At 72.6% G+C, this 22,054-nt stretch carries 16 protein-coding genes; 10 read left to right on the top strand and 6 right to left on the bottom strand.

Annotated features, from left to right (window positions below):
- Positions 1-417: 417 nt before the first annotated feature.
- The 4 genes from fae to V5F53_RS17675 all read left to right on the top strand — a co-directional run bounded on the left by fae (position 418) and on the right by V5F53_RS17675 (position 5,295).
- Positions 418-924, top strand: coding sequence for a formaldehyde-activating enzyme (fae, locus tag V5F53_RS17690; protein WP_393996005.1), 507 nt, complete (start codon positions 418-420; stop codon positions 922-924).
- 263 nt (positions 925-1,187) lie between these two features.
- The gene (locus V5F53_RS17685; protein ID WP_393996084.1) at positions 1,188-1,340 is read left to right on the top strand and encodes a DUF3309 family protein; all 153 of its coding nucleotides are present in this window, start codon (positions 1,188-1,190) and stop codon (positions 1,338-1,340) included.
- Between the two features lie 395 nt (positions 1,341-1,735).
- A complete protein-coding gene (locus V5F53_RS17680; protein ID WP_393996085.1) occupies positions 1,736-3,694 on the top strand; it encodes a tetratricopeptide repeat protein in 1,959 nt (652 codons plus the stop codon).
- A gap of 125 nt (positions 3,695-3,819) precedes the next feature.
- Positions 3,820-5,295, top strand: a complete 1,476-nt coding sequence (locus tag V5F53_RS17675; RefSeq protein WP_393996086.1) for a sigma-54-dependent transcriptional regulator — start codon at positions 3,820-3,822, stop codon at positions 5,293-5,295.
- Between the two features lie 57 nt (positions 5,296-5,352).
- Here V5F53_RS17675 and V5F53_RS17670 read toward each other — a convergent pair whose 3' ends face one another.
- The 4 genes from V5F53_RS17670 to V5F53_RS17655 all read right to left on the bottom strand — a co-directional run bounded on the left by V5F53_RS17670 (position 5,353) and on the right by V5F53_RS17655 (position 8,988).
- Positions 5,353-5,718 (bottom strand): helix-turn-helix domain-containing protein, encoded by a 366-nt coding sequence (locus tag V5F53_RS17670; RefSeq protein WP_393996087.1) that lies wholly within the window; start codon positions 5,716-5,718, stop codon positions 5,353-5,355.
- 357 nt (positions 5,719-6,075) lie between these two features.
- Positions 6,076-6,924 carry a DUF2076 domain-containing protein gene (locus tag V5F53_RS17665; protein ID WP_393996088.1) on the bottom strand — a complete coding sequence of 283 codons (849 nt, stop codon included), beginning with the start codon at positions 6,922-6,924 and terminating at the stop codon, positions 6,076-6,078.
- A gap of 110 nt (positions 6,925-7,034) precedes the next feature.
- Entirely contained in the window at positions 7,035-8,369 is a 1,335-nt protein-coding gene (gene ispG / locus V5F53_RS17660; RefSeq protein ID WP_393996089.1) for a flavodoxin-dependent (E)-4-hydroxy-3-methylbut-2-enyl-diphosphate synthase, read from the bottom strand.
- 70 nt (positions 8,370-8,439) lie between these two features.
- Positions 8,440-8,988, bottom strand: coding sequence for a Fur family transcriptional regulator (locus V5F53_RS17655; RefSeq protein ID WP_393996090.1), 549 nt, complete (start codon positions 8,986-8,988; stop codon positions 8,440-8,442).
- Positions 8,989-9,246: 258 nt separating this feature from the next.
- Between V5F53_RS17655 and V5F53_RS17650 the strand changes: the two genes are divergently transcribed.
- Together V5F53_RS17650 and V5F53_RS17645 are read left to right on the top strand one after the other, a co-directional pair.
- On the top strand, positions 9,247-10,029 hold the full coding sequence (locus V5F53_RS17650) for a 3-hydroxybutyrate dehydrogenase (RefSeq protein ID WP_393996091.1): 783 nt from the start codon (positions 9,247-9,249) through the stop codon (positions 10,027-10,029).
- A 74-nt stretch (positions 10,030-10,103) separates the two neighbouring features.
- Positions 10,104-11,150, top strand: a complete 1,047-nt coding sequence (locus V5F53_RS17645) for a patatin-like phospholipase family protein (RefSeq protein WP_393996092.1) — start codon at positions 10,104-10,106, stop codon at positions 11,148-11,150.
- Positions 11,151-11,847: 697 nt separating this feature from the next.
- Here the strand turns inward: V5F53_RS17645 and V5F53_RS17640 are convergent.
- Positions 11,848-12,375 carry a hypothetical protein gene (locus V5F53_RS17640; protein WP_393996093.1) on the bottom strand — a complete coding sequence of 176 codons (528 nt, stop codon included), beginning with the start codon at positions 12,373-12,375 and terminating at the stop codon, positions 11,848-11,850.
- A 92-nt stretch (positions 12,376-12,467) separates the two neighbouring features.
- On the opposite strand from V5F53_RS17640, the gene V5F53_RS17635 reads away from it, so the two are divergent.
- The 3 genes from V5F53_RS17635 (at position 12,468) to V5F53_RS17625 (ending at position 16,589) form a co-directional block, all read left to right on the top strand.
- Complete coding sequence (locus tag V5F53_RS17635; protein WP_393996094.1) at positions 12,468-13,061, top strand: O-acetyl-ADP-ribose deacetylase; 594 nt, start codon at positions 12,468-12,470, stop codon at positions 13,059-13,061.
- Positions 13,024-13,797: an RluA family pseudouridine synthase gene (locus V5F53_RS17630; protein ID WP_393996095.1), complete on the top strand. Its 774-nt coding sequence runs from the start codon at positions 13,024-13,026 to the stop codon at positions 13,795-13,797. Before V5F53_RS17635 ends, V5F53_RS17630 begins: the two co-directional genes overlap by 38 nt.
- A 131-nt stretch (positions 13,798-13,928) precedes the next feature.
- A complete protein-coding gene (locus V5F53_RS17625; RefSeq protein WP_393996096.1) occupies positions 13,929-16,589 on the top strand; it encodes a TIGR02302 family protein in 2,661 nt (886 codons plus the stop codon).
- 293 nt (positions 16,590-16,882) lie between these two features.
- Here the strand turns inward: V5F53_RS17625 and V5F53_RS17620 are convergent, their stop codons facing one another.
- Complete coding sequence (locus V5F53_RS17620; protein ID WP_393996097.1) at positions 16,883-19,654, bottom strand: ligase-associated DNA damage response DEXH box helicase; 2,772 nt, start codon at positions 19,652-19,654, stop codon at positions 16,883-16,885.
- Positions 19,655-20,704: 1,050 nt separating this feature from the next.
- On the opposite strand from V5F53_RS17620, the gene ftsW reads away from it, so the two are divergent.
- Entirely contained in the window at positions 20,705-21,925 is a 1,221-nt protein-coding gene (gene ftsW / locus V5F53_RS17615; RefSeq protein ID WP_393996098.1) for a putative lipid II flippase FtsW, read from the top strand.
- Positions 21,926-22,054: the final 129 nt, after the last annotated feature.

The following is a 22,054-nucleotide window of genomic DNA, read 5'->3' as shown; positions in this document are numbered from 1 at the left end:
TCCCCGCACCTGCGCCAGTGCTCGTCGGCCGGTCTCGAGCAAGATCGTAAGCTGAATTCCATGCCTCTGGAAAGCTCTTTGTGCAGTGCAGCGAAACCCGCTGCAAAATCGGTATCCAAACGCCGCGGCGATGGGAATTTCTTACCTTTTCAGGGAGCCGCCGGCAATTCGGGGGGCGCAGACCTCCGCCGCCGGGCAAGCCGTCTTGCCGCTACTGCCGAGCTGGGGTAGGTTCCCGCCCGCTATCCGGTGAACCGGCTCGGCGGAAAGCCGGGCGCTGAAGCAAGGGTAAGCGGCAGGCGACCGCTATCCGCCAGGTCCGGGAGCGGTCGTCCCCGGTCGGGTGTCGTCGGGATTGGGCCGGAAACGTTCCGGTCACCCGCGCCATCCGGCGAAATTTCTGGGAGGACGAAACCAATGGCCAAGATCGACAAGGTTCTGGTGGGCGAGGCTCTGGTGGGCGACGGCAACGAGGTGGCGCATATCGACCTCCTCATCGGGCCGCGCGGCAGCGCCGCCGAGGCCGCGTTCTGCAACAGCCTGACCAACAACAAGGACGGCTTCACCTCGCTGCTGGCGGTGATCGCGCCCAACCTGGCGTGCAAGCCCAACACGGTGATGTTCAACAAGGTGACCATCAAGGACGCGCGCCAGGCGGTGCAGATGTTCGGCCCGGCCCAGCACGGCGTGGCCAAGGCGGTGCAGGATTCGGTGGCCGAAGGCGTCATCCCGCTGGAGGAGGCCGACGACCTCTACATCGCGGTCGGCGTGTTCATCCACTGGGAAGCCGCCGACGACGCCAAGATCCAGTCCTACAATTACGAGGCGACCAAGCTCGCCATCGCCCGCGCCGTCGCCGGTACCCCCACCGCCAAGGAAGCCACCGAGCAGCGCGACGCCGTCAAGCATCCCTTCCAGGCCTGAGCCGGACCTGGAGCTGTCGCATCCGCGCGGCCGGCGCGCCGCGCCTTGCCTCGAGAGGATGCCTCAGGGCGGGACGCGACATCGAAAGCCCGGCCCCGGTGGCCGGGCTTTCTCATCACGGCCCGCCCCGAGCGCGACGCCGCGCCGGAAGCCGGACCGGAGAATTCCGCTTTCGCCAGCACCGCCGGCATGGATACATGGGACCCTGGCGCGCCGCCGCGGAAGCGAAGCCGGGAGCCGTGCACGGGGCGAGGGGGGCACCAATGGCGGCAATCCTGATCATCTTGCTGGTGGTACTGACGGTGGTCGCCCTGCCCACCTGGGACTATAGCGAGCGCTGGGGGTACGGCCCCGGCGGGATCGCAGGGGCCCTTCTGGCGGTGGTGGCGGCGCTGACGCTGGCCGGCTACATCTGATCCCATCGGCCCCGGTCTTCGACCGGTGCCAAGCGGGTCCGCTCAAGCGCCGCGCGGGCTTGACCAAAGCCCCAGGGGCCAAGTTCACGGGCCCTTGGTATGGAAGCCCTCCCGTCCGCCGGATCCGACATCCCCCTGTGCGGTCGCGGACGTCATCGGCTGGCGCCGATGCCGCGTCTTCTGGCTGCGCCCGGCGCGGCTCGCCAGCGTGATTTTTGCGCTGAAACGCAGGCTTTACGCGACGGCGCCATGTTTCGGCCGCGGCCATGGGTAAGCAAGCGATGCCGGGCCGAACAGGAAACGACACCCCATCTTGCCTCACCCCTCTTGCACCCGCATGGCTTCTGACCGACAAAGAACCCATGACCATGGGTAATGCGGGCAGGCCGACACCAATGAGCGATCCGTCGACGGCGGAGGAGCCCCCGTGCGTGCCGGCCGAGGGACAGGCATCGCCTGCGACCCCGTCCGAGACGACGCCTGGCGCGCCGGCCGGGACCGGGGACGAGGCGCCCGCCGGCGCCACCGAACGCGAACAGGCGGTGCGGGCCGCCCTGGAGCGGGTGCTGGCCTCCGCCGACCTGTGCACGTCGCCGCGCCTCGGCGCCTTCCTGCGCTATGTGGTGGACGCGACGCTGGGCGGCCGCGCCGGCGAGATCAAAGGCTACACCATCGCCGTGGAGGCGCTGGGCCGGCCGGCCACATTCGATCCCCAGGCCGACCCGATCGTGCGCGTGGAGGCCACCCGCCTGCGCCGCGCCCTTCAGAATTACTATAATACCTCAGGCCTGAACGACCCCCTGGTGATCCACATCCCCAAGGGCGGTTATGTCCCACAGTTCGAGGCGCGTCGCCCCGGCGAGGCCTTCGGCGCCGCGCCCGCCGCCGGGCCGCTCGCGGAGCCGCTGCCGGGGCGCTCGCCCGGCGCGCCGGGCCCCTTCCCGGCGCTGGAGCCGCTGCCACCCGAGGAAGCGCCGCCAGCCGCCCGGCGCCGCGGCCTCGGCGCCGGGCGGCTGGCGGCGGTTGCGGCGGTGATGGCGGCGCTGGTCACCGGCGTCGCCTTCCGCCTGACCGATGACATCGACCTGCCGGCACCAATCCAGGCCTGGATCGGCGAGCGCCCGTCGGTGGCCGATCGCGTGCGCCTGCCCATCATCGAGCTGGGCGGGCTGGACGCCGGCGACGGCAAGACGCCGACGCGCGGCGATCTGCGCAGCATCGAGGAGCGCCTGCGCGACAGCTTCGCCCAATTCGATTTCGTGGACGTGCGCGCCGGTGGCGTCCACGGCGAGATCTCGGCGCGCGAATGCGGCGGCCGCCGGCCACGATCGGTGTTCTCGCTCGGCGGCCTCGCGGAGGCGCAGGACGACGGCACCTATACGCTGCTGGTGCACCTGACCGACCGCTGCGAGGGCATCATCGTCTGGTCCCACGCCATCGAGGGCCTGAAATCGGTGGCCGCCAGCGACAGCGAGCAACGGGTGGTGCGGGAGATCGCGTCGGCGCTGCTGGAAAGCTACGGCGTGGTTCAGGTGCGCGCCCGGGCGCAGGCCCGGGCCCACGCCCCCGCGTCAGGCTTCGGCTGCATCGCGGAGGCGTTCGCGGTGCTGCGCAACGACGGCTCGGCGCCGGCTTCCGCGCCGCGCGCCTGCCTCACCCAGCTGGTGGACCGCGACGGCGAGTTCGCCCTCGGCCATGCGGTGCGGGCGGCCGCCATGCTCGACGAGGCGGTGCACGACACAGCCGCGCCGTCCTCGCCCGAGCGCGCAGCGGAGATGCTGCGCGAGGTGGAACTCGCCGTGGACCTCGCTCCCGCCAGTGCCTATGCGGCGCGCACCCTGGCGCTGGTGCAGCTCTATCTGGGCGAGACCGAGGCGGCGGTCGCGTCCGGCGAACGGGCCCTGCGCCTCAATCCGCTCGATCACGACATCGCCGCCACCATCGGCACCGTGTTCATCGGCGCCGGACGGGTGGATGAGGGCGAGGCGCTGCTGGTGTCGGCCCGCGCCCAGGGCGCGGCGCGCTCGCCGCTGCAGGAAACCTATCTCGCCATCGCCGCCTTCCTGCGCAACGATCCGTTCTCGGCCCAGGCGCTGGTGCCGCAACTGCGGCTTCATCCCAATCCCGGCAACCGGCTGGCGCTGGCGCTGGCCCTCCACGCCCTCGACCGCGACAGCGACGAGCGCGAGGCGGTGCGCGCCCTGGCCCATCTCGATGGCGGCGGTCCCGAGGCGGTGCGCCGTCTGGTGCGCCACCTGCTGCCGGCGCCGGTGGTCTCCGAGCGGGCGTTGAACGCATTGGAGAGCGCCGGCCTGTCGCAGGAAGCGGCGACCGGAAAGCGCCCGCACGGCTGAGCCGCAGGTGCCATCGCCCCCGGGCGCGCAAGGGCCGCGTTGGGGGTGCGCTCGGGGCGTGCAAGGGTTTGTTTACCTTCGGCAAGGCAATTTGGCGGCTCTGGCCCTCCCCTGCGCGTGCCCACATGACCGCTGCCCGCCCTGCCTCCAGCCTTCGTGTCCTCGTGTGCGACCCCGACCCCGCCGTGCGGCGCATGCTGCGCGCGGCCCTGGCGCGGCGCGGCGCGCTCGGCCTCATGGAGGCGGACAGCCTGGAGGCGGCCTTCGCCCTCGCCCCCCAGTGCGATGCCGCTCTGGTCGGCGTGGCCTCGGGCGAGGAGGCGGCCATCGCCCGGCTGCGGGCCTCCGGGCTGGCCGGAAGCCTGGTGGCCGCGCTGGCGCAAGGCTCGGTGGCCACCGCCGTGGCAGCCATGCGTGCTGGTGCCGACGACGTGGTGTTGAAACCCATCCGGGCCGAGGACGTGGTCGACCGCTTGCTCGCCGCGACGCCGTCCGCCCGCCCCGAGCGCCGCCGCGCCCTGCGCGAGGACCGGCGCCCGCCGCCGACCCAGCACGCCGACTTCTGCGGCTTCCTCGGCCGCTCGGCGCCGATGACGCAGATCTATGAGCAGATCAACCGCGTGGCGCCCTCCCGCGCGCCGGTGTTCGTGACCGGCGAGAGCGGCACCGGCAAGGAACTGGCGGCGAGCGCCGTCCATGCCCGCTCGCCGCGCCACGCCGCGCCGTTCCACGCCCTCAACTGCGGCGCCATCCCCCGCGACCTGATGGAGAGCGAGATCTTCGGCCACGCGCGCGGCGCCTTCACCGGCGCCCACGCGGACCGTGCCGGAGCGGCCGAACTGGCCGACGGCGGCACCCTGTTTCTCGACGAGATCGGCGAGATGGACCTCGCCCTGCAATCCAAGCTGCTGCGCTTCCTGCAGGACGGCAAGGTGCGGCGGATCGGCGAGGGCCACGAGCGGCAGGTGGACGTGCGCATCGTCTGCGCCACCAATCGCGACCCGGTGGCGGAGGTGAAGGCCGGGCGTCTGCGCGAGGACCTGTTCTATCGGCTGCATGTGCTCAACCTGCACCTGCCGCCGCTGCGCGCGCGCGGCGACGACGTGATCCGGATGGCGGAAGCCTTCCTGGCGCGGTTCGCCGGAGAAGAGGGGCGGCCGCTGCCGCGCCTCACCGCCGAGGCGGCGACCGCGCTGCGCCACCGCCACTGGCGGGGCAATGTGCGCGAACTGCAGAACCTGATGCGCCGCGCGGTGGTGCTGAGCGAAGGCGCGGTGCTGCCGCCGGCCCTGTTCGCCGAGGACCGGATGGGCGGGGACAACCCCTCCCCCGTTCCCCCGGCGCGGGACGAGGTGAGCCCGACCGGCCCGGCGCCGACCCCCACGGCGCGGCCGGACGGCGCCTTTCCCAAGGTGGAGCCGCTGGCGGTAATCGAGCGGCGGGCCATCGAGGACGCCATCGCCGCCTTCCAGGGCAATATCGCGCTGGCGGCCGCCGCGCTCGATCTCAGCCCCTCCACTCTCTACCGCAAGAAGCAATCCTGGCAGCAGACCCCGGCGCGCGAAGGCACGGCCGCCACCGACGCGCATCACGTGGCGTGATCCCGGCCGCGGCCCGAGGCGAGCGGGCGATGCCGCGCCCGGCAGGCCGACAGCCGCTCAGGCCCGCTTGCGCAGGATCTTGAGCCGGCCCAGCAGTTCCGCCACCGCCTCCGGAGGCAGGTGGCGGATTTCCACGGCCAGCAGGTTGGCCAGTTCCGTGGCCTCCGGGCTCAGGCCCGAGGTATCGACGCTGACCTTGGGCTGGGACAGTTCGGCCAGCCGCTGCAGGTCCTCCGCCTCGTCCCAGATCACGTTGAAATAGGCGATGATGCGCTGGACCAGGGCCCAGGTGGGCCGCCCGCGCCTGCCATTTTCCAGGGCCGAGAGATAGGTGGGCGTCACCCCCAGCGCGTGGGCCATCTCGGTGAGCGTGGCCCCCCGCGCGGCGCGCAGGTCGCGCACCCGGCGTCCGAACGGCGTCATCGCTCCACCCCTGGCGTTCCCCCGGCCCCCACCCTTGGAACCAGCCTTGGCGGCGCGCGTGGAACCGCCCTGCCCGTGCAGGACGCCGCGACATGGTCCGGGAAACGATCAGTGGGGTCTCCAGCGCGCACAGAAGCCGCGCAGCCCGCAGTCCGGTCTTCCAATGCAAAGCCAGCGAAAGTCATCGCCTCGGGTATGGTGCGGGTGGCCGGCGAGATCAAGGCTCCCGGCCCCCGCCGGAGGCGCCGGCGCGCCGGCCCCGTGCGGGGGCCAGACCCGTCGGCGGCCCGGCCGATGCAGAGCCCCACGCGCATCGCGGCGCGCGGGGCCCCGGCCAGACGGCCACGTGCGACCGGATCAGGTCCAGTCGGTGTCGTCACCGCCGCCGGCATCCCAGCCGCCGTCATCTTCATTGCTGGCGAACTGCTGCTGGTCGCCGCCGCTCCAGATGTCGGAGGGCGACTGCCCGCCCAGCGCCTGCTGGGCGGCGCCGCCGAGATCGCCGAAGCCGCTGGCCGCGTCGCCCACCGGCTTGATGGCCTCCGCCGCCGACTGGGCAATGGCGCCCTCGCCGCCGGACATCATGCCCTTGATGCCGTCGAACAGCAGGGCACCTCCGGCCACGCCGGCCGCTGTCGCCAACGCGCTCTGCAGGAAGCCGCCGCCGCCGAAGCCGCCGCGCTGCTGCTGCACCGGAGCCTGCTGGCCCCAGGGACCACCCGGCTGACCACCCGGCTGCCCGCCCTGGGGATAGCCCCCCTGAGGGGGATAGCCGGGCTGGGCATAGCCCTGCTGGCCATAGCCCTGCTGCGGATTCTGGCCATAGCCCTGCTGGCCATAGCCGGCGGGATTGGCGGCCGCCTCGCCCGGAAGGCGCGCGCCGGCCGCCGGCACGGACGAGCGACCGCCGCCGAACAGGCCGCCAAGGAAGCCCCCGGACGAAGGCTGGGCCGCCCGCTGGCTGGCCTCCTGCACACGGGCCTCGGCGTCCTGCAGCTGGGCTTCCAGCTCCTGCACGCGGGCATAGGCCTGCTGCAGCGCATGTTCCTGAACCAGCACGCTCTGGGCGAGCGCGTAAGGCGCGTAAGGTGCCTGGGCGACGCGGCGCGCGATGAGCGCTTCCGCATCGGCATCTCGCGGCGCATTTCCGAATTCCCGCATGCGGTCGAAAAGGCCGTCGATCAGGGCACGTTCCTCGGGGGTCATCTCCGCCTCCGGTGGTTGGACCGTTGGGGATATGAGCAGCCGAGGATGACGCCGGTAGGGCGCCGCTGCATGAAATTTTCGTAACGTAAGGTAAGCCGATGCGGCGCGGATTATTCCGCCGCGTCCGCCTTCGTCCCCTTCGCGCCCCCGCCGAAGCGCTGCTCCACATAGGCTTCCACCATGCGGCGGAACTCCTCCTGGATGGCGGGGCCGCGCAAGGTCGCGACCTTCTTGCCGTCGACGAAGACCGGCGCGGAGGGGGTCTCGCCGGTGCCCGGCAGGGAGATGCCGATGTCGGCGTGCTTGGATTCCCCCGGCCCGTTCACGATACAGCCCATGACCGCCACATTGAGGGTCTCGACCCCGGGATAGCGCGCCTTCCAGGCCGGCATCTGCGCGCGGATCATGTCTTGCACGCCCTGCGCCAGCTCCTGGAACACGGTGGAGGTGGTGCGCCCGCAGCCGGGGCAGGCCGCCACCAGCGGCACGAAGGTGCGCAGGCCCATGGTCTGCAGGATTTCCTGCGCCACCTGCACCTCGCGGGTGCGGTCGCCGTTGGGCTCGGGGGTCAGCGACACGCGGATGGTGTCGCCGATGCCCTGCTGGAGCACCACCCCCATGGCCGCCGTAGACGCCACGATGCCCTTGGAGCCCATGCCCGCCTCGGTGAGGCCGAGATGCAAGGCGTAGTCCGAGCGCCGCGACAGCTCCGAGTAAACGGTAATCAGATCCTGCACCGCCGACACCTTGGCCGACAGAATGATGCGGTCGCGGGGAAGCCCGATCTCCTCGGCCAGGGCCGCCGACAGCAGCGCCGAGCGCACCAAGGCCTCGCGGGTCACGGCCCGCGCCTCGGCCGGATGCGGCAGGCGGGAGTTCTCGTCCATCAGCGCGGTGAGCAGCTCCTGGTCCAGCGAGCCCCAATTGGCGCCGATGCGCACCGGCTTGCCGTGGCGGATGGCGGTTTCGACGATGGCCGCGAATTGCCGGTCCTTCTTGTCGCCGAAGCCGACGTTGCCAGGATTGATGCGGTATTTGTCCAGCGCCTCGGCGCAGGCCGGGTGGTCGGCCAGCAGCTTGTGGCCGATGTAATGGAAGTCGCCCACCAGCGGCACCGTGATGCCCTGCGCCGCCAGCTTGTCCTTGATGTGCGGAATGGCGGCGGCCGCATCGTCGCGGTCCACCGTGAGGCGCACCAGCTCGGACCCGGCGCGCGCCAGGGCCGCCACCTGGGCGACGCTGGCCGCGATGTCGGCAGTGTCGGTGTTGGTCATGGACTGCACCACCACCGGCGCGCCGCCGCCCACCGTGACCGCGCCGACCCGGACGCCGACGGTGCGCCGGCGCAGGGCCGGGCCCGCCTCCAGCAGTTCCGCGGGCACCACCGGCCCCGCCGGCGGCGGAACGGAGGGCGCCGCTTCGGAGGCGATGTGGGGCTCGGTCATGGGCAGGCCTCCTCGATCGGCGCTGTGTCGCCATCGGCTGCCTTCGAGGTAGGCCCGCCGCCCGCCAGCGTCAACCGCCCGCTGGCCGCTCCCCAGCCTGGGCGGGCGCAGGCGCGGGGCCGTCGGTGCGGCAGCGGGCGCAGGCGCCCGCCACCTCCAGCACCCGCTGGCGCGGGGTGAAGCCGGCGGCACGGGCGGCCCAGGCGAGATCCCGGCCAACCGCGTGCGAGCCCACTTCCCGCGTCAGCCCGCAGCATTCGCAGATGAGAAACACCACCACCTCGTCGGCATCGTGGGGATGGGCGCAGGCGAGGAAGGCGTTGCGGCTCTCGATGCGGTGGGCGAGCCCCTCCGCCACCAGGAAGTCGAGCGCCCGGTACACCGACATGGGCGGCGCGCCCTCGCCCGCGGCGGCCAGCCGCTCGACGAGGTCATAGGCGCCGAGCGGCACATGGCTGGCGGCCAGGGCGCGCATCACGTTGCGGCGCAGGGACGTCAGCCGCAGGCCCTTGGCGGCGCAGCACGCCTCCATGCGCGCCACCGCGCCGGCGACGCACTGGTCGTGATCGTGGTCGGCCGGCGGATCGGCGGACGGGACAGGCGGGGAATTCGTGCTCACCCGGTAAATCTAGTGCATCCTCAGCGGTTGCGCCATCGCCCGCCCGGCGCCGCTCCGGCGGGGGCTTTCCACGGCCGTTCACGCCAGCATGAGCGGCCATGCGCGGCCCACGCATTGCGCTGCCGCGGCGCGCGGGGCAATGTGCGCCGCGCGGCCGCCCCGGCGGGGTGGCCGCGTCGTGACAGCATCGTCACACCGGCCCGCTAATGGGTGTTCCGCGCGCCTGCCGGACCATCCGCGCCTGATTGGGGAAAAGCCATGCTCAAAGGGAAGGTCGCCGTCGTCACCGGTTCCACCAGCGGCATCGGGCTCGCCTATGCGCGCGCCTTCGCCAAGGAAGGCGCCAACGTCGTCATCAACGGCCTCGGCGACGTGGACGCCATCGAGAAGGAGCGCGCCGCCATCGAGAGCGACTTCGGCGTGAAGGCGCTCTACTCCCCGGCCAACATGCTGAAGCCGGAAGAGATCGAAGGCATGGTGAAGCTCGCGGAGACCGAGCTCGGCGCCTGCGACATCCTGGTGAACAACGCCGGCATCCAGTACGTCTCGCCGATCGAGGATTTCCCGATCGACAAGTGGAACACCATCATCGCCATCAACCTGTCGGCCGCCTTCTTCGCCATCCGCGCCGCCATTCCCGGCATGAAGGCGCGCAAGTGGGGCCGCATCATCAACACCGCCTCGGCCCATGCCCTGGTGGCCTCGCCCTTCAAGTCCGCCTACGTCTCGGCCAAGCACGGCATCGCCGGCCTGACCAAGACCGCCGCCTTGGAAACGGCCCAGTTCGGCATCACCGTGAATGCCATCTGCCCCGGCTACGTGTGGACCCCCCTGGTGGAAAAGCAGATCCCGGACACCGCCAAGGCGCGCGGCATCTCCGAGGAGGAAGTGAAGAAGAACGTGCTGCTGGCCGCCCAGCCCACCAAGGAATTCGTGACGGTGGAAGAAGTGGCGGCGCTGGCGGTATTCCTCGCCTCCGACAACGCCCGCTCCATCACCGGCTCCCTGCAGTCCATCGACGGCGGCTGGGTGGCTGAGTGAAGCCGGCGCGGCGGGCCTCGGGCGGGGTCTTCGGCCGGGCTGTCCACAGGCTCAAGCTGAGGAGACGGTCGCCCATGGCCCGTCGCGACGACGATAAGAAGTATATTTCCCTCGCGCTCCAGGGGGGCGGCGCCCACGGCGCCTTCACCTGGGGCGTGATCGACCGGCTGCTGCAGGACGAGCGCATCGGCATTTCCGGCATTTCCGGCACCTCCGCCGGCGCCATGAACGCCGTGGTGCTGGCCAACGGCCTCGCCACCGGCGATCCGGAGGAGGCCCGGCACGGCCTGACCCAGTTCTGGCGCGACGTCTCGCGCGACGGGCGCATGTCGCCGCTGCAGCGCACCACCTTCGACCGGCTGATGGGCAACTGGTCGCTGGCCAACAATCCCGCCTATCTGGCGCTGGAAGTGGCCTCGCGCTTCTTCTCGCCCTACGACTTCAACCCGCTCAATATCAATCCCCTGCGCGAGATCATCGAGGCGCACGTGGATTTCGAGGCCTTGCGGCGCTCGCAGGTGAAGGTCTTCATCTCCGCCACCAACGTGCACACCGGGCGCGCCCGCATCTTCGGCCATGCCGAGATGACCGCCGACGCGGTCATGGCCTCGGCCTGCCTGCCCTTCATGTTCCAGGCGGTGGAGATCGAGGGCGTGCCCTATTGGGACGGCGGCTACATGGGTAATCCCCCCCTGTTCCCGCTGTATGAGAAGGCCGACGCGGACGACATCCTTCTGGTGCAGATCAACCCGGTGGCGCGCAAGACCACGCCCCGCTCCGCCGCCGAAATCCATAACCGCATCAATGAGATCACCTTCAACGCCTCGCTGCTGGCGCAGCTGCGGGCCATCGACCACGCCGCCAAGCTGATCGAACAGGGCCTCATCAGCCGCTGGACCCTCGGCGGCTCCAGCTTCCGGCGGGTGCGGCTGCACCGCATCGGCGGCGAGGACCAGATCGCCATGCTCGACGCCACCTCCAAGCTCAATGCCGAATGGACCTTCCTGCAGCACCTGCGGGACCTCGGCCGGGCCGCCGCCGAAGCCTTCCTGGACACCCATTTCGACGACCTGGGCCGGCGCTCCACCCTGGACCTGCGGCTGGAACTGGCCGACGACTGACGGTGTGCGATCCCAGCCGGCGCGGGCCGGACGGGAGGACGGGCGGCGGACGGGGAGCGGAGCGGCCCGCGGCCGGCAGAGGGCGCGCCTGAACCACGGTCCCGAGACCTCGCACGCAAGCCCTCGCACGCAAGCCCGGCGCGCGCGGCACCACGCCCGGACCCGAAGGCCGCGCCCGGAGGGACGACCCGCCAAGGCTGTCCCACCCAAGGCCACCCACCGGGACCGCCCGCCAGGGGTACGCGATCAGGGGTACGCGATCAGGGGTACGCGATCAGGGGTGCGCGATCAGGGGTGCGCCGCAAGGGATGTCCGACCACGGCTGCGCCGCCACGGCCGGCCCGCGAGAGCCGCCCCGCCACGGCCAACGCATCACGGCCGATGTGTCACGGCCGGCTCGTCACGGCCGGCTCGTCACGGCCGCGCCGCCAGGGCCGTCCGGTCCCGCATGTCTCGTCCCGCATGTCCCGTCCCGCATGTGCCGCCCGGCTGCCCCACGCCGCACCCAGGGCCACGGCGATGGCGGCGCCGGCCCGCCCGCTTCCCTCGCGCGCCTTCGCCGGCACCGCACTGCCCGGCACTCGGTGCAGGGCCCGCCGGCGCCCCAGGAAGCAGGTCTTTCAAGAGGCCCGCTTCCCCGGGCCGGTGCGAGGCGGCGTCGGCGCCGCGGCCAGACGCCGTTTCACCCGGGGCCGTGTCACGCCCCGCGCGAATCCTTGCGCGCCTGGGCCGCCGCCACGATGGCTGTGACGCGGCCGGCCTCGCCCGCCGCGCCGATGGCATCCACCCGGCGCTTGGCCTTGTTGCGCATGCCGGTGTTGGGGCGCGGCAGGGTGGCGGGACGGGTGGCGCGCTTGGCATCGCGCTTCAGCTCGAGGGCGCGGTGGGCATTGGCCACCAGCGCCGCGCGGGCGGCCTCGGCCTTGCGGCGCACCAGCTCGCGGCGGGCGCGGGTCAGCGCGTCGGTGAGCACGGCGGCCTTCTGGCGGTTGCCGGCATCGGCCTTCTCGAACGTCGTCTCGCCGCGCCCGCCCTTGCCGCGCAGGGCCCGGCGCTGGTTGTTGGCGATGGTGAGCGCCCGCTCCCGGCGCTCCCGCAGATACCCGACCAGGGCGTGGAGGTCGGCATCGGAGAGGTCCGCCAGCACTGGCTGGCGGGCCTTGTCCACGAACTCCAGCTCCGTATCGGTCAGCAGCTGCCGTTCCGTCTTGCGCGTATGGGCCATGATGGCGGACCTCCTGGTCAGAAAAGAGCCCGAATGGCTATGACATGGTGTGTGAAGCGCATAAGACACCTCACGTCGTCGCGAGCCGCCTCATGTCCACTCCGCCATCGTCCCCCCGTTCTCCGGCTCCCTCGCCGTCCTCCGCCACCTTCGGCTGGCGCGGTGCGCGCCTGGAGGTGGTGGAGGACGACATCACGCGCCTGGCGCTGGACGCCATCGTCAACGCCGCCAACGCGACATTGCTCGGCGGCGGCGGGGTGGACGGCGCCATCCATCGGGCGGCGGGCCCCGGCCTGCTGGCCCACTGCCGCACCCTCGGCGGCTGCCCCACCGGAGAGGCCCGCCTGACCCCGGGGTTCGCCCTGCCGGCGCGGCACGTCATCCACACCGTGGGGCCGGTGTGGCGTGGCGGCAGCGGCGGCGAAGATACGCTGCTCACCGCCTGCTATCGCGAGAGCCTTGCCCTGGCGGCCGGCGCGGGCCTGGCCTCCATCGCCTTTCCCGCCATCTCCACCGGGGTGTATGGCTTTCCCCCGGAACGGGCGGCGCCGCTGGCGGTGGCGGCGGTGCTTGACCATCTGGACAGCTCCACCTCCATCACGAAGGTGGTGTTCTGCTGCTTTTCCCTCTCCGCCGCCGAGCTGCATCATGACGCCCTCGCCCGAAGCCGCGCCGAACCCCGCTGAGCCGGCGGCCCTGCCCGTCCTCCACCGCGACGGCATGATGCTGGTCATCGACAAGCCGTTCGGCCTGCCGGTGCATACCGGCCCCAAGGGCGGCGAGACCCTCGCCGACCACCTCGACGCCCTGCGCTTCGGCCTGCCGAAGCGGCCTGAGCTGGCCCACCGGCTCGACAAGGACACCTCCGGTTGCCTGGTGCTGGGCCGCCACGCCAAGGCGCTGGCGCTGCTCGGCAAGCTGTTCGCCGAGGGCAAGGTGGACAAGACCTATGTGGCGCTCACGCGCGGCGCCCCGGCCGCCGACGCCGGCCGCATCGACCAGCCGCTGGCCAAGCGCTCGCCCCACCGCGGCTGGTGGATGCAGGCGGTGCCCAAGGGCGCTCCGGGGGCGCTGGAGGCGATCACCGACTTTCGCGTGCTCCATCGCGGCGAGGGGCTGGCGGTGCTTGCGCTCTCGCCGCTGACCGGGCGCACCCACCAGCTGCGCGCCCACCTTGCCCATCTCGGCGCGCCAATCCTGGGCGATGCCATCTATGGCGGCGCCTCCCGCCTGCCCGGCGGGCCCGGCCTGCACCTGCAGTCGCGGCGCATCGCCGTGCCGATCGCCCGCAACGGGCCGCCGGTGGCGGTGAGCGCCCCGTTGCCGCCGCATATGTGCGAGACGCTGCGCGCGCTGGGGCTCGATCCCGACGCCATCGGCGCCGCCGCCGACACCGCCTTCACCCGCCCCGCCGCCGGGTAGACGGCCGGGCGCGGCCTGAACCTGGATGTGAACGCCATGCCCCCCGCCGCCGCTGGCAGGGACGGGGCGGCGTGTTAAGCTGACGTCCCATTGGCCCCGCCCCGGCCCCCGGGCGAAGCTGAGGAGAACACGTGCCCCCGGTGAAGCGGCCTCCGGATGCGGAGGAAGACCCGAAGCTCCCGGCCGAGCCCGCCCCGGCGGCGGCCGCCCGGCTGCTGCTCGCCCGCGCCACCCGGCGCGCCCGCCTCGCCCTGCTGTGGGAGCGGGCCTGGCCCGGCCTCGCGGCGGTGCTCACGGTGCTCGCGCTGTTCCTGGCGGCGTCGTTCGCCGGCCTGTGGCAGGCGCTGCCGGCGCTGGGCCGCATCGTCGGCGTGGCCGGGTTCGGCCTGCTCCTCATCCGCGCCGTCTGGCCGCTGGCGCGCCTGCGGCGGCCCGACGACGCCGAGGCTGTGGCCCGCCTCGACCGCGCGAGCGCCCTGGCGCATCGCCCGGCCACCGCTTTGTCCGACAGCCTCGCCACCCGGCCCGACGACCCGGTCGGCGCCGCATTGTGGCGGGCCCACCTCGCCCGCGCGGTGGAGGGGGCGCGGCGCCTGCGCGCCGGCATCCCCACCCCCGGCCTCGCCCGGCGCGACCCCCGCGCCTTCCGCGCGCTGGCGCTGCTGGCGCTGGTGGCCACCTTCTTCATGGCGCCGGGCGCGCATCTGGCGCGCATCGGCGCCGCCTTCGACTGGCGCGCCCTGACCCCGCCGGCACCGTTCCGCCTGGACGCCTGGGTGGACCCGCCGGGCTATACCGGCCGGCCGCCGGTTGTACTGCCCGGCCTGCGCTGGGACGAGCCCGCCACCCTCAACGCGGCGGCGCTGCAGGTGCCGGCCGGCAGCGTGCTGGTGGTGCGCGGCGCTGGCGTGGACATCTCCAGCCTGAAGCTGGACGGCGGCATCGCGCCTGAAGCCGCCGCGGGCGACACCGCCGCCGACGGTGCCGAGCGCCGGTTCCTCATCCGCGACACCGCCGACGCCACCTTCGTCGGCCCGGACCAGCGGCGGGTGATGTGGCACTTCAAGGTGATGCCGGACCTGAAGCCCGCCATCAGCTTCGCCCGGGACCCGCAGCCGGGCGCGCGCGGCACGCTGCAACTCGCCTACCGGGTGGAGGACGACTACGGCATCAAGGACGCCGACGCGCTGCTGGCGCCGCAGCCACCCCAGCCGCCCCTGTTTTCCCGCCCCGGTGCGCCCGCGCCCCGGATGCCGGAGAAGCCCCTGGTGCCGCCGCCGGAGGTGAAGCTGACGCTGCCGCCGGGCGGCCGCTCCGGCGCCGCGCAGACCAGCAAGGACCTCACCGCCCACCCGTGGGCCGGCGCCACGGTGAACCTGACCCTGCGTGCCCGGGACGAGGCCGGCAACGAGGGCTTCAGCGACACCCGCGCCGTACGCCTGCCGTCGCGCGCGTTCAGCAAGCCGCTGGCCCGCGCCCTCATCGACGAACGGCGCCTGCTGGCCTTCGATGCCCGCAACCGCCGCCGGCTGGTCGCCGTGCTGACCGCGCTGAGCGACGCGCCCGAGCAGTTCGCGCCGCCGGCCGGCGAATATCTCGGCCTGCGCACGGCCCTGGCGCGAGCCAAGACCGCCCGCAACGATGACGACCTGAGAGCCCTGGTGGACTATCTCTGGGACATCGCGGTGCGCATTGAGGACGGCACCCTGACCGAGGCCGAGCGCGCCTTGAAGGCCGCCCAGGACGCCCTGCGGGAGGCCCTGGAGCGCGGCGCCGGCGACGAGGAGATCCAGCGCCTGACGCAGGACCTGCGTGCCGCCATGGACAAGATGATGCGCCAGCTCGCCGAGCAGGCGCGGCGCGACGGCGGCACCGACGCCCGCCCGCTCGATCCCAACGCCCGCATCGTGCGCCCGCAGGACCTGCAGCGCATGATGGACCAGATCGAGAATCTCGCCCGCTCCGGCAACCGCGAGGCCGCGCAGCAGCTGCTGAACGAGCTGCAGGCCATGATGGAGAACATGCGCCCCGGCAATCGCCAGGCCGGCAACCAAAGCGGCCAGCAGCAGCAGAACGAACTGGGCAAGATGATCCAGGAGCAGCAGCGCCTGCGCGACCGCACCTATCGCCAGGGCCGCGAGCAGGGACAGCAGGATCGGCAGCAGGACGGGCAGGCGGGCGGCGACCCGCAGGGCCAGCAGAACGGACAGAACCGCTTCGACGACCTGAAACAGGGGCAGCAGGAGCTGCGCCAGCGCCTGGGCAAGATGCTCGACGCCCTGCGCCAGTACCAGCAGGGCCAGCAGCGGGGACCGCAAGGCGAAGGCGGCACCGGCCAGGAGGAAGCCGGCCAGGGCGAAAAAGGGCAGGCGGAGAGGGGACAGGCGGAGGCGCTCGACCGGGCCGGCGAGGCCCTCGGCCGCGCCGAGCAGGCCATGCGCGAGGCCGAGGAGGCGCTCGGCCGTGGCGACGGCGCGCCCGCCCTCGACGCGGAGGGCAAGGCGCTCCAGTCCCTGCGCCAGGGCGCCCAGGCGCTCGCCGAGGGCCAGCGTGGCAACCAGGGCCAGCCCGGCTCCGGCGGTCCCGGGGAGGAAAGCGCCCAGCGCACCGATCCCATGGGCCGGCCCATGCGCAACCAGGACTATGGCGACGACTTCACGGTGAAGGTGCCGGACGAAGTGGACGCCCAGCGCGCGCGCCGGGTGCTGGAGGAACTGCGCCGCCGCCTGGAACAGCCAGAGCGGCCACAAACCGAGCTGGATTATCTGGAACGCCTGCTGAACGGCCTGTGAGCCCGCTTCCGGCAGCCATCTCCCGCGCCTTGCCGCAGGGGGAGATGGCGAGGCCCGCGCGACACTCCGGCGCGCACGCACCTACCTCCGGCCTTTGCCGCAGGCCCTTGGCACTGGCCTTCAGGCAAGGCCGCTGCCACAGGCCGTGAACCGGCGCCGGAGGAAGATGGCACCCGCCGCAAAAGCGAAGGCGCCGCAATTCGGCAGCGGCGCCCGGTGCCGGAAGCGGCCGCCGGGCCGAGGTGCGGTCCGGGGACGCGGGGACTCAGCGGGAGCCGGCGGTGGCGCGTGCCTCAGTCGGGGGCGGCGTGCGCCAGCTCGGCCTCGGCTTCCGCCAGCAGGGCGTCGTCGGCCTCGCCGCCGACGCCCTCGCGGCCGATCTCCAGCAGCACCGGCACCGAAAGGGGCGACACCCGCTCCAGCCCCTGGTGCACGATGCGCCCCTTGATGCGCGCCAGCATATGCCCAAGGCGCGCCACGTCGAGCAGCCCGGTGGCGGCGTCGGCGCGGGCGGCGCGCAACAGCAGGTGGTCGCCCTGGTGGCGCCGCAGCACGTCATAGACCAGATCGGTGGACATGGTGACCTGCCGCGCGCTCTTCTCCTTGCCCGGAAAGCGGCGCTCGATGAGGCCTGCGATCACCGCGCAATAGCGGAAGGTCCGCTTCATCAGGCTGCTCTCGTCCAGCCACGCCTCCAGGTCGTCGCCCAGCATGTCCGCGTCGAACAGGTCGGACAGCGACAGCCGGCCCTCACCGACGGCGAGACCCATGTCGCCCACGCTGAAGACGGCCAGCGCATAGTCGTTGGCGGTGAAGCCGAGCGGCTTCAGGCCGGCCCGCTCCAGGCGGCGGGTCAGCAGCATGCCCAGCGTCTGGTGGGCCAGCCGGCCCTCGAACGGATAGGTGACGAGATAGTGCCGGCCGGCGCGGGCGAAGGTCTCCACCAGCAGGTCGTCGGGCCCCGGCAGGCGAGAGCGCTGGCGCTGCAGCTCCAGCCAGTCGCGCACCTGGGGCGGCAGGCTCGCCCAGCGCGCCGGCTCCGCCAGCAGCGCCCGCACCCCGGCGGCCAGGAAGGTGGAGAGCGGAAACTTGCCGCCGGCGTAGGCAGGCACCTTGGGATCCCTGGCGCTGGTGCGCGAAACCAGGGCCTCGTCCTCCACCATCGCCTCGTAGCGCAGCACCTCGCCCGCGAGCACGAAGGTATCGCCGGGGCTCAGGGTCTCGACGAAATACTCCTCCACCTCGCCCAGGACCCGCCCGCCCCATCGCGCCCGCGGCGCCCCGCCATCGCGCGCACCTCCGCGGGCAGACACCAGACGCACCTTGATCATGGGGCTTTCGACAATGGTGCCCACGTTCAGCCGATAGCTCTGGGCAATCATGGGATTGGCCACCCGCCACAGACCCTCCCGGGTGCGACGGATCTTGGCGAAGCGCTCATAGGCCCGGAGCGCATAGCCGCCGGTGGCGACGAAATCGAGCGCGGCGTCGAAATCCGCCCGCGCGAGGTGGCGATAGGGGGCAGCGCCGCGCACCTCCGCAAACAGGGCGTCGGCGTCGAACGGGGCGGCGCACGCCATGCCGAGCAGGTGCTGGGCCAGCACGTCGAGGGCGCCCACCCGCTCGGGCGGCGTGTCCTGGGCCCCGGCGCGCACCGCCTCCAGCGCCGCCCGGCATTCCAGCACCTCGAACCGGTTGGCCGGCACCAGCACCGCCCGGGAGGGCTCGTCCAGCCGGTGGTTGGCGCGGCCGATGCGCTGCATCAGCCGCGAGGCGCCCTTCGGCGCGCCCACATTAATGACCAGGTCCACATCGCCCCAGTCGATGCCCAGGTCGAGGGAGGAGGTGGCCACCACCGCCTTCAGCCGGCCCGCCGCCATGGCGGCCTCCACCCGGCGGCGCTGTTCCACCGCCAGCGAGCCGTGGTGCAGGGCGATGGGCAGGTTGTCGTCATTGATGCGCCACAGCGCCTGGAACAGCACTTCCGCCTGGCGCCGGGTGTTGACGAACACCAGCGTCATGCCGCTGGCCTTCAGCGCCGCATAGATGTCCGGCACCGCATGGTCGGCCATGTGGCTGGCCCAGGGCATGGGCGCGGCCGTCTCCAGGATCGCCACATCGGGCGCCGCGCCGCCCTGCGCCACCACCAGATCGGCCAACGCGGCGCCGGCCTGCTGGGGCACCAGATAGCGGCGCAGGTCGTCCGGCTCGGCCACGGTGGCGGACAGGCCCACGCACTGCAGGCCCGGCGCCAGCGCGCGCAGCCGCGCCAGGGCCAGCGCCAGCAGGTCGCCGCGCTTGGAGGTGACGAGGGCGTGCAGCTCGTCCAGCACCACCCGCCTCAGGCCGCTGAACAGGGTGGGCGCATCCCTGGAGGCCAGCAGCAGGGCAACCTGCTCCGGGGTGGTGAGCAGGATGTGCGGCGGGTCATGGCGCTGCCGCTGGCGACGGGAGGCCGGCGTGTCGCCGGTGCGGGTCTCCACCCGAATGGGCAGGCCCATCTCCGCCACCGGCACCTCCAGATTGCGGGCGATGTCCACCGCCAGCGCCTTCAGCGGAGAGATGTAGAGGGTATGGAGCGGCGAGCCCCGCTCGGCCTGCCATCGGGTGAAGGCCCCCGGGGCCCCCGGGTCTGTCTCCCCCGTGCCATCCCCGGCCGGTGCCCGGGCGGCGCGACCTTGAGCAGGTTCCTGCGCAACATCTAGAGCCGGCTCTCGGCCGCGTTCTTGGGCCTCTTCTTGGGCCGCTTGTTGGGCCGCTTGTTGGGCACATTCTTGGGCGGGTCCGGAGCTTCGGGCCGGCGCGCCCGTGGCGCCCGCCTGCGCCAGCGGGCCGCCGCCTGCGGCCTGCCCCGGCTGCGGCCGATCGCCAGCGAGTTCCACCAGCGTCGGCAGGAAACCGGCCAGGGTCTTGCCGGCGCCGGTGGGGGCGATGAGCAGCACCGAGCGGCCCGCCCGCGCCGCCCGCAGCAGGTCGAGCTGATGGACGCGCGGCGCCCAGCCCCGCGCCGCGAACCAGCGGCGGAAAGTCTCGGGCAGGCCCTCGGCATCATCCGGCCCCGCCATCGGCGCAGACACCGCCACGGGTGGAGACGTCGCCTGCCCGGGCACCCGCGTGGTGGCCACCGGCCGCGTCGCCCGCCGAACGGCCTTCCGCCCTGCGCACGGCTGCAACGCCGGCGCATCGGTCAAGCCGCCCCGGGGCGCGGCCGGGGATTCGATTTCGGCCTCGACTTGGGCCTCGACTTGGGCCTCGACTTGGGCCTCGACTTGGGGCCTGCCTTGGGACTCGCCTTGGGGCGCAGGCGGCGGCCCGGCGTAGCGCGTGACTTGGGATCCGGCTCGAAACGCGGCCGGAGGCCCGCCTTGAGGCGCGGCCAGGGCCCCGGTTTGGCGACCAGCTTGGGGACCGCCTTCGGGCGAGACTTGGAGACCGCCTTCGGGCGAGACTTGGGAACCGGCTTGGGAACCGGCCTGAGAGCCGGCATGGGGCGCGAAGGGGGAGCCGGCCAGGGCCCCAGCTTGAGGCGCACCTTGAGGCGTGCCTGGCCGTCCGGCCGGTTGCGCGGCATGGGGCGCGGCATGGGGCGCGCCGTGGGGCGCGGTCGGGAACCCAGCGCGCAGCCCGGCTTGAGGCATGGCTTGACACGCGGACGCGGCGGCTTCCACCGGCGCCGACACCACCCCACCCCCCTTGGCCGGCGCCTTCGCCAACCCCTCGGCAAGACCCTTAACCGCCCCCCTGGCGCGCCCCTTCGCTGCCCCCTTTGCGCCCCCCTTTGCGCCCCCCTTGGCCGGCGCCGCCGGCTGGGGCGTGGCCGCGCCGCCGCTGGCTGTGCGGGGCGCGGCGTCGCTCGTCCCGGCCGTGCGGGTCCCGCCCTCGCGGATGACACCTTCGCGGGTGACGCCTTTTGGGGTCTTGGCTTTGCTCATCTTGGCCACGCCCGCACCATATGCGGTGCCGGCGCGCGGCGCGACCCGTCGCCGGCCTTAATCGCCCGTCAACCGTCGCCGACGCATGGTGCGCACACTGTTCCGCCCCGCCGCCGGGTGGCCATCCCGTTCCGGGGTCGCCGCCGGGGTGCCGTCCGGGGCCCGCCGAGGAGTTGCCGTTCCATGATGTCGCGCGCCGACCGCACCGTCTTGAGCGAATGGTGGTGGACGGTGGACCGGGGCCTGCTTGCCGGCCTGTTCGGCCTGATGGTCATCGGCATCGTCCTGTGCCTGGCCGCCAGCCCCGCCGTGGCGGCGCGGCTCAATATCCCGGACCCGTTCCATTTCGTGAACCGGCAGGTGCTGTTCCTCATTCCCGCCGCGGTGGTGATGATCCTCACCTCCTTCATGACGCCGCGCGCCATCCGGCACGTCTGCATGGCGGTGTTCGCCATCTTCTTCCTGCTGCTCCTCGCCACCCTGGTGCTGGGGCCGGAGGTGAAGGGGGCGCGGCGCTGGCTGACCGTCGCCGGCATCACCGTGCAGCCCTCGGAATTCATCAAGCCGGCGTTCGTCATCATCGCCGCATGGCTGTTCTCGGAAAGCACCCGGCGGCCGGAGATGCCGGCGCAGCTCATGGCCATCGGCCTGCTCGCCAGCGTGCTCGGGCCGCTGGTGAAGCAGCCGGACTTCGGCCAGAGCCTGCTGATCTCGCTGGTGTGGGCGGCCCTGTTCTTCCTCGCCGGCCTGCGCTGGATCTGGATGATCGGCCTCGTGGGGGTGGGCGCCGTGGGCGGCAGCATCGCCTACATGACCGTGTCGCACGTGCAGAAGCGCATCAACCGCTTCCTGAACCCGGAATCCGGCGACACCTACCAGATCGACGCGGCCCTCAACTCCTTCCGCAACGGCGGCTGGTTCGGCCAGGGCCCGGGCGAGGGCACCATGAAACGCCTGCTGCCAGACGGGCACACCGACTTCGTGTTCGCGGTGGCGGCGGAGGAGTTCGGCATTATCTTGTGCCTCATCATCCTCGCCCTGTTCGCCTTCATCATCCTGCGCGCTCTCACCCGCGCCATGCATGAGACCGACCCCTTCGCCCGCTTCGCCATCACCGGCCTGGCGCTGCTGTTCGGCCTGCAGGCGGCCATCAACATGGCGGTGAACGTGCACATCGCCCCGGCCAAGGGCATGACCCTGCCGTTCATCTCCTATGGCGGCTCGTCGCTGATCTCGCTGGCGTTCGGCATGGGCATGCTGATCGCCCTGTCGCGACGGCGCCCCGGCGCAGCGGCGCTGGCCGCCCTGAGCGAGCCGAAGACCGTGAGCGGGCCGCGCATGGCGGTGCCGAAAGCCTTCAGCCCGCCTCCCGGCGCGCCCGACGGCGCCGCGCGACCGGCCTGAACGGCGGCGGCGCGGCAGGACTCGTCGCCTTATTGGCGTCCAAGAGGAAGCGTTCAAGACGACACACCGAAAGCGCGCGAACGGAGTTGCCAGAAATCCGCAGGACTCCGCAGCGCCGTGGAGACCCGG

Origin of the sequence: Xanthobacter cornucopiae, assembly GCF_043195065.2 — a bacterium.
In the GTDB taxonomy this organism is placed as follows: Bacteria; Pseudomonadota; Alphaproteobacteria; order Rhizobiales; family Xanthobacteraceae; genus Xanthobacter.
This window is presented reverse-complemented; position numbering and strand designations above follow the sequence as displayed.

What these genes read in the sequence shown, in the direction of transcription:
- fae (WP_393996005.1), top strand. Translation starts at nt 418, where the DNA reads ATGGCCAAGATCGACAAGGTTCTGGTGGGCGAGGCTCTGGTGGGCGAC.
- V5F53_RS17685 (WP_393996084.1), top strand. Translation starts at nt 1,188, where the DNA reads ATGGCGGCAATCCTGATCATCTTGCTGGTGGTACTGACGGTGGTCGCC.
- V5F53_RS17680 (WP_393996085.1), top strand. Translation starts at nt 1,736, where the DNA reads ATGAGCGATCCGTCGACGGCGGAGGAGCCCCCGTGCGTGCCGGCCGAG.
- V5F53_RS17675 (WP_393996086.1), top strand. Translation starts at nt 3,820, where the DNA reads ATGACCGCTGCCCGCCCTGCCTCCAGCCTTCGTGTCCTCGTGTGCGAC.
- V5F53_RS17670 (WP_393996087.1), bottom strand. Translation starts at nt 5,718, where the DNA reads ATGACGCCGTTCGGACGCCGGGTGCGCGACCTGCGCGCCGCGCGGGGG.
- V5F53_RS17665 (WP_393996088.1), bottom strand. Translation starts at nt 6,924, where the DNA reads ATGACCCCCGAGGAACGTGCCCTGATCGACGGCCTTTTCGACCGCATG.
- ispG (WP_393996089.1), bottom strand. Translation starts at nt 8,369, where the DNA reads ATGACCGAGCCCCACATCGCCTCCGAAGCGGCGCCCTCCGTTCCGCCG.
- V5F53_RS17650 (WP_393996091.1), top strand. Translation starts at nt 9,247, where the DNA reads ATGCTCAAAGGGAAGGTCGCCGTCGTCACCGGTTCCACCAGCGGCATC.
- V5F53_RS17645 (WP_393996092.1), top strand. Translation starts at nt 10,104, where the DNA reads ATGGCCCGTCGCGACGACGATAAGAAGTATATTTCCCTCGCGCTCCAG.
- V5F53_RS17640 (WP_393996093.1), bottom strand. Translation starts at nt 12,375, where the DNA reads ATGGCCCATACGCGCAAGACGGAACGGCAGCTGCTGACCGATACGGAG.
- V5F53_RS17635 (WP_393996094.1), top strand. Translation starts at nt 12,468, where the DNA reads ATGTCCACTCCGCCATCGTCCCCCCGTTCTCCGGCTCCCTCGCCGTCC.
- V5F53_RS17630 (WP_393996095.1), top strand. Translation starts at nt 13,024, where the DNA reads ATGACGCCCTCGCCCGAAGCCGCGCCGAACCCCGCTGAGCCGGCGGCC.
- V5F53_RS17620 (WP_393996097.1), bottom strand. Translation starts at nt 19,654, where the DNA reads ATGGCGGGGCCGGATGATGCCGAGGGCCTGCCCGAGACTTTCCGCCGC.
- ftsW (WP_393996098.1), top strand. Translation starts at nt 20,705, where the DNA reads ATGATGTCGCGCGCCGACCGCACCGTCTTGAGCGAATGGTGGTGGACG.